Raw genomic sequence first — 11,356 nt, 5'->3', positions numbered from 1 at the left:
CTTGTCTTGCTGGGCTCAGTTGCCCAGAGCGTTGATCTGATCCAGAACGCCCTCAGGCCACGAGCCAGCGAACTCGCTGTCCAGATACATAGACTGTACCTGATCGCGGAACGCAGCGAGATCGGGTTCGTAGATCTCCATCCCCTGCTCTTTCAGGAAGCTGACAAGATCCTCTTCCTTCTGAAGCTGCTTCTGGCGGCCGGATTCAGCCGCCGCATCCGCAGCCTCCTGAACCTTGGCCTGCTGTTCCGGTGTCAGCCCGTCCCAAACCTCTTTACCGATGGCGATATAGTTCAAGTCAACCAGGTGCGATGTCAGGATGATCTGATTGGTCACTTCGTAGAATTTGGCGTCAACCACAGTCGGTAACGGGTTGTCCTGACCGTCAACGGCACCGGTCGACAAAGCTGTGTAGACCTCTGAGAACGCCATCGGTGTCGGGGCGGCACCCAGCGCTTTGCCAAGGAACTGCCACGCATCTGTACCCGGCATCCGCAGGTTTACACCTTCCAGATCAGCCGGAGTGCTGACGGTCAGCTCATCCTTGGGCTGGCGCAGGTTCACCTGACGACGACCCAGATACATGACCGATAGCAATTTAACGCCCAGTTCTTCTTCGGCCTTTTGCTTGAAGGCATCCATCAAGGGATCATTGAAGACTGCCACCTGATGCGCGGCGTCCTGGTGGACATAGCCTGCGGTAAAGATCGAAAACTCGGGGAAGAACTGCGCCAGCTCCTGCGCCGAGGTGATCGACATCTCCAGATTGCCGCGACTGATAGCATCCAGCTCAGTGCCTTGCGCGAAGATCGTGCCGTTATAGCTGGGCTCGTAGCTTGCGAAATCAGCAACCATGGGCGCGAAAACCTCGGCCATGGCGACCGAACGCTGGTCGGTCTCCGATCCTGATGTTGCGAGGCGAAGTTGGACTTTGTCGTCCGCCAGCGCACCGCTTGTCGCGCTAAACAGAACACCGGTTGCGACCAGGGCTGACACAGCAGCCCGGCGAGTAAGTTTGGTAATCACTTTGCTCCTCCCTGAGACATCATGATGCATTATTCCGATTCTGAGTTTTGACCTATTTTATGATTTTTGCAAGATTTTTTGCAAAATATCTGATATTTTATGCAGCCGTCATGTCTACCTTTGGTGATTTTTGCAAGGTTTTTATCCTGACCGTTTCACCTGTTCTGCAGGAATTTTGAATAGCTTCAATAACTTGAAGCGTTCTGAAACCTTCCCATCCAGACACAATCGGCTCTGCCTCGTGCCTAGCTACTTCAACAAAATGCCTAAGCTGATTGACCAGAGGATCAGACGCACCCTTCTTCAGCGCGGTTGATGAGATAGGCGTCCACCAGTCCCTTTGCTCACTCTGGTAACTCCACAATCGAAGATCAGGAACGGACAACGAACCATGAGATCCACCTATCATGTAGCTACTCTCAGTGGTTGAAGGATAGATTGGATATTCCTGAGACGTCATCTCCCAGCTCCATGGAGCTACGATGCTGTCGGACACACTTATCGTCCCTATCGCCCCGCTTTCGAACGTCAACAGAGCACCGGCAACATCTTCGTTGTCGTATCCCCGCTGCGATGCAGCCGACTGAGCCTGTACGGTCATGACTTCTCCGGCCAGGTACCGCAGCAGATCCACATCGTGGACAAGATTGACCGAGATGGGCCCTGCACCGGGTTTCTTTCTCCAGGGCGCAGCATCAAAATACTCGTCAGGCTTATAGAACCAGCAATTCGCATGGACAGCGCGCACATCTCCAATCTTCCCATCGACAATGGCTTCCTTAGCCGACCGGATCAGAGGATTGTGCCGACGATGATGTCCGACCATCAGTGGCACATTGGCCTTCTCCGCTGCTTGAACAAGCTCAAGTGCAGCGTTGGCTTCTACAGCGATCGGTTTTTCGACAAGAACGGGACACCCATGTCGAACACACGTGAGGCCTTGTTCAACATGAAGCGTGGTCGGGGTCGCCAGAACAGCTCCGTCCGGCGTCTGATGTGCAAACATTTCCTCGAGGGTTTCGTAACACGCGACCCTGTGCTCAACCGCGTAGGCACGACCTTCATCGCTGGGGTCGACCACTGCCACGAGATCAACATGGCGCAACGCTCGGATAGCGTCTGCGTGGCGGCGCCCAACAAGACCGATGCCAACAATGGCAATACGAAAGTTTTTTGACACTTTGCTTCCTTCCGGAGGGTCCGGAAAATCCCGAAACCAATTATTGCGATCGGGCTGGTTGGCCCTACTTGGCCGCGACCGTATAAATGTTTTTGCGATTCCGCAATAATATATGATATTATTATTTTCATCATATATAAATACAGATTGTTGATACCTCTAGAAAATGCTAAGTTAATGAGAAAACTGGTAATATCGGGTGAAACGCATGGCGAAACAGCCGTCTACGATAGGTGCAAGTACCTATCAGCGTATAAAGCGGGACATCATCTTCGGGGAGTTGCAGCCCGGCTCCAAACTGAAACTGGACGCTTTGAAGGAACGCTACTCGGCAAGCCTTTCGACACTTCGTGAAACGCTGAACAGGCTCGCCAGCGACGGATTTGTCGAAGCTCCCGAGCAACGGGGGTTCCTGGTTACACCGGTCTCCCGTGAAGACCTGATCGAGATATCAGAGCTGCGTGTCCTGTTGGAATGCCACGCGTTGGAGTTGTCCATTGCGAATGGCGACACGGACTGGGAAGGCAACCTCGTTGCTGCACACCACAAACTGCACCTGATGGAACAGCAGCTTCTCAGAGGAGATGAATCCGAAAAAGAGACTTGGAAAAGATATGATTGGGAGTTTCACCAGGCGATGATCGCGGCCTGCAATTCCAAGAACCTTCTGTCTCTGCACTTGATCATCTACGACAAATATCTGCGGTATCAGATGCTCGTGCTGACCTATCGTGGCGAAGAGGCCGTCAAGGAGCACAAGGGCATGTTTGATGCGGCACTGGCCAGAGACGCCGACACGGCCAAGAAACTGTTGGAGGATCACATCCGAAACGGCCTCACCCACACGTTAGAGGCTATGTAAGGCGGCATGCTGATTGCGTGCTTCGACGTCTTCAGGTCGACTTGGCAGTGAAAATCTCAAAATTCTAAATCTAAATCGAGAAGTTTGTGAACGGCCCTTAGCTGCCCTTTGGCCCGGCCACCTGATGCGGCTGTGCGGCCCTTCAGAGGAGACATTCGCCACGAGCGCTACATCCAATTCAACCCGAACTCGTGGATTGCGGGACTTTTGCCTGTCGTCGTATTGAGAACAGACAAGCATTTGGCGACATCTCTAAATGAAACGATGACCTCTGCCGAACCCATACCTCAATCTCCGGATCGCACCCTTGTTGGCGTTGCGCTGATGCTGGGGTTTTGCCTAACCGCTCCTTTGCTGGATGTGTCCGCGAAACTCGCGTCGACCAGTGTGCCGGTTGGACAGATTACGGCTGCTCGGTTTGTGGTGCAATGTGTGCTAATGGCGCCTTTCATCTGGATAATGGGACTATCGTTGCGCGTGGCAAAAGATCAGGTGATTGTGATGGTTTTCCGCTCATTGCTGCTGGTGTTCGCAACATTTTGCTTCATTGCCGCGATCCGGGTGATGCCCCTTGCCGATGCGCTGGCAATCGTGTTCGTTGCCCCTTTCATCGTCTTGTTGGTCGGCAAGTTCTATCTTGGAGAAGCCGTTGGCCCGCGTCGCGTTGGCGCGGCGCTTGTGGGGTTTGTCGGGGTGTTGTTCGTCATCCAGCCAAGTTTCGCAGCTTTCGGCGCGGTTGCTATTATTCCGCTTGGCACGGCAGTTGCCTTCGCTTTCTACATTCTTTTGACCCGGGGGTTGTCGCGTCGGGTGCACCCTGTGACCCTGCAATTCCACACCGGCCTGATCGCCAGCCTGGTTTGCATTCCAGCTCTAATTGTTGCGCAAGGTTCCGGCTCTGATTTGTTTGATCCCGTTTGGCCAACAGATATCGCGTTGTTGTGGCTTTTGGGCGCTGGCTTTTTCGCGACGGTGAGCCACATGATGATGACCTATGCGCTGTCTTTTGCACCTTCCGTCACGCTGGCACCGCTGCAGTATTTTGAGCTGCCGGTCGCAACCTTGTTCGGCTATCTTGTCTTCAATGATTTCCCGAACACGCTTAGCCTGCTTGGCATTGCGATCATCATCAGTGCGGGGCTGTATATGATACATCGCGAAAGGGTGGCGGCCAGGCAGTTGGTCACCGTACGTGCCGTACCTCCAATCTAAGGCTACTCGCTCGGTCCGTTCCGGACATACAAAGTGCAAACACAAAGTCAAAAGCAGAAAAGTGAGGCACAATACTGGACTTAAACCAATTTCCGAACACTACCCATTGACCCCATTTCCTTTATTTTGTTAATTTTCCACATGTTGACAAAAAATCCTAACACCCCAGCCAGTTCATCAGGACATGGAACGAGACTAGGCACTTAGGACTAAACCCTCCAAGAAATGCCCCAGTGGTTTCGGGTATTCTGACGCACTCCGATCTCTCCTCTAGCGGAGGTTCTATGGAGCTAGGAAATTGATTTACGGCGTGTCATATCTTGATCGGGAAGAAGTCACGAACCAATTTGCAACTGGATTTTTCCGTTCGCCGCACCGGCGCTGACGCCGCAATGGTCAATGGCCTAAGGCTTGTAGCAGAGCCAAAGTGGCGCCTCCACCTAGCGCGCGTAACTCTGTGTCCATGCCAACCTACAGCCGATCGAACAACCGGCCCGGCTCGTTGCCTCGACGCGGCAGTTTCAACGCACGCATCACCGAAAATATCATCGCCTGATTTGAGGTGACTACTGGTTTATCCAGCGCAACCTCGATGCGTTCAACAGCTTCGACTGATCGCATGTCGGTGCAACTGAGAACGATCGCCCGCGCATCGGGGTGATCGGCCTGACAGGCCAGATCGAACACTTCGTCCGGGGTCAGCTCGCCTTGCCCATAGTTGCCCAGCTCGCGACCTACATCGGCACATTTGACGGTTGCGATCTGGTTTTGCGCTAGAAACTCAACTGCCTGCAAGTTGATCTCGCCCAGATAGGGCGAAGAGAAACCGATCTTGGTCACACCAAGCGCCTGAATCGCGGCCACAAGCGCCCCTGCCGCCGTGAAGGACAAGGCACCCGATACCTCTTTGATTTCGCGTGCCAAGTCGGCGTCAAAGGATGGTCCATGGGTCAAAGTGGCCGAGGTGCAGCCATAAAGCACAACATCGGGGCGCACGCCTGAGATCATTCGCAGATCATGGCTGATATCCGAAGCACCCAGCCCTGCCATTTGGTCTGAGCCGGGGATCTCATCCACGTCATAGCCGCCAATGCGTTGAAAATGGATGGTAGTATCCGGCGACCGCATCAACTCCATATCCGGTTCCAGATTGGTGTTGGTGAAAGGCACCAGGACGCCGATTTTGGCCCGCCGGCGGGTTTCGTAGCTCATGACAACACCCCTTTCAGCACCTTCAGGCAGCGATCCATGACCGATACCTCACAGATCGTGGCGCGTAGGCAGTCGTTGAGGCCATAGCCACCCATGCCGCGCATCATCAGATTTTCGGCCCGCAGGGCCGCATCCGCACGTTGCGCCTCTTCATCCGAGGCAAAGCGCAGCAGAACAAAGTTGGTGTTACTTTCCGGGACGTTCAGGCCCATTGCGCGGCAGTCTTCAGTAAATTTGTCGCGGATTTCGGCGGTCCGTTTGACCACATTTTGCATATGCGCCTGATCCCGCATGGCGGCGGCGGCGGCGGTCTGTGAGGCAATCGAGATGTTGTTGGGATTTAGAAGCTTGCACATCACACCCGAGATTTCGGTTGGGAAGTAGCCCCATCCAACGCGCGCGCCTGCCATACCGTAGGCCTTGGAGAATGTACGCATGACCACGGTATCGCCGCGGTTTGTCAGGGCGAATATTTCGGTGGGGTCATGGGCATCATCGGAAAACTCGGCATAGGCCTGATCCACGACCAGCAGAATATCTTTAGGCAATCCGTCCCGCAGTCGCAGAACCTCGGAATTGGGGATCAAAGTGCCGGTCGGGTTGCCGGGATTGCAAATAAAGACGATCCGGGTCTCGGGCAACACCGTGGCCAGGATGCCGTCGACGGAGACGGTCAGGTCGAGCTCGCGGGCCTTGACGTAATCAGCCTGCACCTGCGCCGCTGCCGTGGACACAAACGCGTATCCGAAATCTGTGCCCAGTACCTGGTCACCGAGGCCTGCATAGGCCCGGATCAGGCAACCGATTAACTCCATCGAGCCTGCGCCGCACAGTATCCGTGCCGGGTCCAGCCCGTGCACATCTGCAATTGCAGCACGCAGATCGGGCCATTCCGGGTCGGGATATAGCGGCAGATCGGTCATTGCCGCTTGCCCAGCTGCGATTGCGTTAGGGCTTGCGGCAAAGGCGCTTTCGTTCTGGGCCAGTGAGATGACGCCCGCGCCACCCAGATCAGCCAGCGCATAGGCCGCCATCGCATCCACATGGGGAACCGGGCGGATCATGCGTCACCTCCATAGGCTTTGGCACCCTCAGCGGTGACCAGACCGCGTTTGAGGTCCAGCGCCAGCGCGTCGGGGTCACGGTCAGTAGGGGCGCCGAACCCGCCACCGCCGGGGGTGTCGAAGATCAGGTAATCGCCGCCTTCGACGCGTTGCTCTCCCTTGCCCGGGAGGTCATTGTCGCCGTCGCGGAAACGGATGCGTCCTGGCGCGCCGGGCTGCCCGCCCATGCGGCCAAGGGCGGGAAACTTCAGCCGTTCAACCGATAGGAATACGATGAACGGCGCGTCATTGGACGAGGTCATCTCGATCCGCTGCCCGAGGCCGCCGCGATACTTGCCTGCGCCGCCAGAATCGGGGCGCAGTTCACGTCGCCAGATGGTCACCGGTGCCACACTCTCGGTAATCTCGACTTGACTGCCAAACACCCCCGAGGGGTAGGCGGTGGCTGACAGCCCATCCGCATGAGGCCGCGCGCCGGTGCCGCCATTATGAACCGGCTCAATCGCAAACTCGCGGCCACCGTCGCGGGCAACTTCGGGAGCGTGACGCATGGGCAGGTCAAACATGCAGCTTGCACCCTCAGCCGGGACCGCGTCGGGTAAGGCCTGATGCAGACAACCCAGCACAAGATCGGGGGTGACCTGACCCAGCGTGTGCCGCATCGCCACTGGAACCGGACGTTGGGCGTTTAGAATGCAACCCTTAGGGCCGTCCACGGTAAACGGTTCCAGCGACCCGGCATTATTGGGGATATCCGGACCAACGATGCAGCGCAGCGCGAATACGGTATAGGCGGTGGCATAGTTGAGCGGCACGTTTATGCCTTTGCGCGAACAGCCTGAAGTGCCGGTGAAATCCACATGCATGCCCGACTTGCTGACGGTGAGTGTCGCTTGCATCACCAGCTCATTTTCGTAGCCGTCCATCTTCAGGACGTTCTTATAGACGCCTTCCGGCACCTCGGCGATTGCCTCAAGCGTGCCATGGCGCGACGTGTCGATGATATAGCTGCCCAAGCGGTCCAGATCGTCGATGCCAAACTCGTCCATCATCTCGACCAGCCGGGTCACGCCGGTCTCGCAACAAGCGATCAGCGCATAGATGTCGCCTTCGTTTGCAATCGGCTCGCGGCTGTTGGCGCGAATGATATTCAGCAGCAGGGCGTTTGGAGTGCCTTCTTCGACCAGTTTGCAAGGGGGGATCAGAAGCCCCTCGTCATAGATATCCGACCCTTCGGGGCCCATTCCAAGACCACCCAGATCGACCAGATGCGAGGTGCACGAGGTATAGCCCACGACCTTGCCCTTCTTGAACGCCGGCATCATCAGCAGAAAGTCGTTCAGATGCCCCGAGGCAAGCCAGGGATCATTGGTCATGTATATGTCGCCGGGCCTCATGGTCTGCACCGGGAAATGCTCACGCAGATGCATAACCGCCGCAGCCATGGTGTTGATATGTCCCGGTGTGCCGGTGACGGCCTGCGCCAGCATCCGGCCCTGCTCGTCGAAAATCCCGGCAGAAATGTCGCCGCACTCGCGTACGATTGGCGAAAACGCCGCTCGGATCAGGGTCTGGCCCTGTTCCTCGACCACCGCCAGCAGTCGGTTCCACATTACTTGCAGGTGGGCCGGAGAAAGATCGGCAGTCATCAAGCGTCTCCTGTCAGGTCATGGATCAGGACAAGATTCCCAATGGCGTCCACATGCGCCGAGAAATCAGCCGAGACCAGCGTCGTGGTTTGCGGTTCGTAGATCAGCGCGGGGCCGGGAACGAAATCACCAGGTTTCAGATCCGCGCGCGCAACAAAGGCTGCGTCTTTCAAAACACCGTCAACGTCGCAGGTAATGGGTCGCCATTCGGCCACGTTAAAGGCACGGCGATCAGGTGTTTCCGGCATCGGCGGTACGTCATTGTTTGGGGTTGCGACCCGAACGGCCCAGTTGAGAATCTCGATCGCCATTCCCGGCACAGGGCGCGAGAATTGTTTGCGATATTCATCCTCAAACGCGGCAGTTAGGCGGACGATATCATCGGCCCCCAATGCACGGTCTGGGAGCGTGATTTCTATCTCGTGCCCCTGACCACTATAGCGCATGAAGGCGGTCCGCCGGGTTTCGGTCGCCGTACCGCTGGCACCCTGGGCCACGACCTCCTTTGCCCCGGCAATCATTGTTTCGAAAAGGTCGTTCACGCCATCTATATCCATGCTGTTGAGCAGGGAGTAGCGTGAGCGGACGATCTCAAACGACACAGGTGCGAACAGGAAACCAACTGCGGACCCAACGCCCGGGTTAGGCGGGATCACGATGCTCGACACACCGGCAGAGCGTGCAACGCGACTGGCATGCAGCGGGCCGTTGCCACCGAATGCGATCATAGTACGCGGGCCCAGATCCTTGCCCGATTCCACCGCATGCATGCGCCCGGCGCTAGCCATGCTTTCGTCTACGATGCGACTGACCCCATCTGCCGAGCCTACGGCATCCAACTCCAACCTTTCACCGATCACTCGGGTCAGGGCAGCCTTGGAGGCATCCGGATCAAGCTGGATTTGCCCTTCGGCGAATGTATCTGGCGCGATATAGCCTAACGTAATGTCGCTGTCAGTCACGGTCGGCTCAGTGCCGCCCCGGCCAAAGGCGACCGGGCCGGGTTCCGATCCGGCGGATTTCGGGCCGACAGTCAGACGGCCCAGACGGTCGACACCCGCGATGGATCCGCCGCCCGCGCCGATCTCGATCATCTCGACCACCGGGATGCGCACCGGCATGCCTGATCCCTTGATGAAACGTTCCGCCCGCGCGATCTCGAACTGGCGCGAGGTCTGGGGCCGGGCATTGTCGATCAGGCACAGCTTGGCGGTCGTGCCGCCCATGTCAAAGGACAGCACATCGCCAATCCCGGCCCGCGCCGCGATGCGCGCGGCAAGGATAGCACCCCCTGCAGGACCGCTTTCCACCAGCCGGATCGGGAATCGGGTGGCGGTCCGCTCGGTGCACATGCCGCCTCCGGCGGTCATCATCAGGATCGGGCATGTCACGCCCTCGGCTTCGAACCGGGTGACGAACCGGTTAATATAGCTTTCCATCAGCGGCTGAATATAGGCATTGGCAACAGTGGTGCAGAGTCGGTCGAACTCGCGCGCCTCGGGACTTACTTCGGACGAGATTGAGACCGTCAGGTCCGGGCGTCTTTTGGCCAGAATGTCACGCAGGCGGCGCTCGTGCTCGGGATTGGCATAGGCATGCATCAGGCAGATCGCGACCGCCTCGGCACCGCTGACGTATAGATCAGCCATCAGCGCATCAATCGCGTCGTCTTCGAGAGGGATCAGGACGCTGCCGTCTGCCGCCATACGTTCCCGAACGGTCAGCGCCCGTTCACGTGGTACTAGCAGATCGGGCTTTTCCAAGTTGATGTCATACTGCGAATAGCGCCGCTCGTACGCGATCTCCAGGATGTCCCGGAAACCTTCAGTCGTCACTGTCGCCACAACCGCGCCGCGTCGTTCAATCAACGCATTGGTTGCCAGCGTTGTGCCGTGAATGAAGCCTGTCACATCGCTCAACGCGCGCCCGGACTGGGCAATGACGCGCTGCGCGCCCTCCATCGCCCCATCTGCGGGGTTTTGGTGGGTGGTCAAAGTCTTGGTCGAGGCAACAATGGTCTCGTCGCCGGATACAAGCACCGTATCCGTAAATGTGCCACCAGTATCAATGGCTAAGCGCAAGCGTTGAGCGGTCACGTGGTATTCCAAATTCGCCTGAGTTCGTGCAGATAGAGCGCCCTTTCGGGTGATCACATCCGTTGCGGCACAAGGTTACAGCCGGTGGCACGGCGGTCCAGACGTTTTGTAGTACGATTCCGGTTCATTTTTCGAGCTTGCCCAGCTTTCGACAAGAGACAAGCGCGTTCGCGACAAAAAGGCCTGCAAGCGACAAGAATCATCGCTGCAGGCCAAGAAATCTGCCGGTGTCAGACCGTCGGACGGGAAATACGCTATTAGGCAAACCAACAACGCTCGTGCGCTTTGGCAACATCCATTTCCCTATTTGCGGCGATACTGCCCTGCGTCAGAGTGTTGCTGACACTCATGATGTGGTTGGCATTCATCGGGACAAGCGCACCGCCGTCATCATTGACCAGCTTTTTCGCTTCGGAATTCAGCTTCGATTCTGTCGCAAACTTTTGATTGTCGACGGTCTCGTGGCTGAACGGTGAATGACTTCAGGTCTTGATCAATTGAAGACCCAATCATGAATTCACCGCTACGTGATTTAACTAGCAGTGAACGTCGGTTGGCTGCGAGTGCTATGGGTCCTCAATCTCCCCTACAACCTCCTCCTCCCTCTATATATTGTGGATCAGAAACGAGGATACTCGGGCTTCTCTATTCTCTGGTTTCTGTTCACTACATATACCTATTCCCCGCCCCCTTAGGACCCCTGCTAAAAAATTCATGAAAGACGAGAGGTCAGAGGGTGCCAGAACAGCCGAGGTATAAACGGGCATTTCTCGGAGAGTTGAGCCCCTGTGGCATGCCGCCGTTCCATGTATGAATGAACTGGCTGGGGTTGTAGGACAGCTTTCGAGACCACTAGAGACCCGTTCACAGGCTCTGGCTGGGTCACCGACTAGTCGTTCCTGGCTCTGACGGGTGGTCGCTGGTACTGGCGGGGGTGCAGTTTAAAGGCTAAGGCGGAGCGATCTTTCATTCCTAGTGCAGCGAATGGCTGTTGAGAGCCGATGTCGTTGAAAAACTCTTCCTTGATTGAGAGGCAAGCTGCTGATTCAATTCTC

Annotated in this window: 8 protein-coding genes; 2 read left to right on the top strand and 6 right to left on the bottom strand. The window is 56.6% G+C overall.

Translation table 11 applies throughout. From position 1 onward, the window contains the following. Nucleotides 1-15: 15 nt before the first annotated feature. Both dctP and GOV80_RS21305 read right to left on the bottom strand, forming a co-directional pair. Nucleotides 16-1,026 (bottom strand): TRAP transporter substrate-binding protein DctP, encoded by a 1,011-nt coding sequence (dctP, locus tag GOV80_RS21310; protein ID WP_170787610.1) that lies wholly within the window; start codon nt 1,024-1,026, stop codon nt 16-18. A gap of 97 nt (nt 1,027-1,123) precedes the next feature. Beyond that, the gene (locus GOV80_RS21305) at nt 1,124-2,206 is read right to left on the bottom strand and encodes a Gfo/Idh/MocA family oxidoreductase (protein WP_170787608.1); all 1,083 of its coding nucleotides are present in this window, start codon (nt 2,204-2,206) and stop codon (nt 1,124-1,126) included. 208 nt (nt 2,207-2,414) lie between these two features. Between GOV80_RS21305 and GOV80_RS21300 the strand changes: the two genes are divergently transcribed. Next, complete coding sequence (locus GOV80_RS21300) at nt 2,415-3,068, top strand: GntR family transcriptional regulator (protein ID WP_170787606.1); 654 nt, start codon at nt 2,415-2,417, stop codon at nt 3,066-3,068. A gap of 264 nt (nt 3,069-3,332) precedes the next feature. Further along, entirely contained in the window at nt 3,333-4,280 is a 948-nt protein-coding gene (locus GOV80_RS21295; RefSeq protein WP_237215975.1) for a DMT family transporter, read from the top strand. Between the two features lie 471 nt (nt 4,281-4,751). Here GOV80_RS21295 and GOV80_RS21290 read toward each other — a convergent pair whose 3' ends face one another. From GOV80_RS21290 to GOV80_RS21275, 4 genes are read right to left on the bottom strand one after another with little or no spacing between them, the layout of a single operon-like run. Then, nucleotides 4,752-5,492 carry a maleate cis-trans isomerase family protein gene (locus GOV80_RS21290; protein ID WP_170787604.1) on the bottom strand — a complete coding sequence of 247 codons (741 nt, stop codon included), beginning with the start codon at nt 5,490-5,492 and terminating at the stop codon, nt 4,752-4,754. Beyond that, nucleotides 5,489-6,556, bottom strand: coding sequence for a pyridoxal phosphate-dependent aminotransferase (locus GOV80_RS21285; RefSeq protein ID WP_170787602.1), 1,068 nt, complete (start codon nt 6,554-6,556; stop codon nt 5,489-5,491). The genes GOV80_RS21290 and GOV80_RS21285 overlap by 4 nt, the downstream gene beginning before the upstream one ends. Next, nucleotides 6,553-8,205: a hydantoinase B/oxoprolinase family protein gene (locus GOV80_RS21280; protein WP_170787600.1), complete on the bottom strand. Its 1,653-nt coding sequence runs from the start codon at nt 8,203-8,205 to the stop codon at nt 6,553-6,555. Before GOV80_RS21280 ends, GOV80_RS21285 begins: the two co-directional genes overlap by 4 nt. Beyond that, complete coding sequence (locus tag GOV80_RS21275; RefSeq protein WP_170787598.1) at nt 8,205-10,301, bottom strand: hydantoinase/oxoprolinase family protein; 2,097 nt, start codon at nt 10,299-10,301, stop codon at nt 8,205-8,207. Before GOV80_RS21275 ends, GOV80_RS21280 begins: the two co-directional genes overlap by 1 nt. Nucleotides 10,302-11,356 lie beyond the last annotated feature (1,055 nt).

Source organism: Ruegeria lacuscaerulensis (assembly GCF_013034685.1).
GTDB classification, from domain to species: Bacteria; Pseudomonadota; Alphaproteobacteria; order Rhodobacterales; family Rhodobacteraceae; genus Ruegeria; species Ruegeria lacuscaerulensis_B.
Note: the sequence above shows the minus strand (reverse complement) of the source record. Positions and strands in the feature narration are given on the sequence as shown.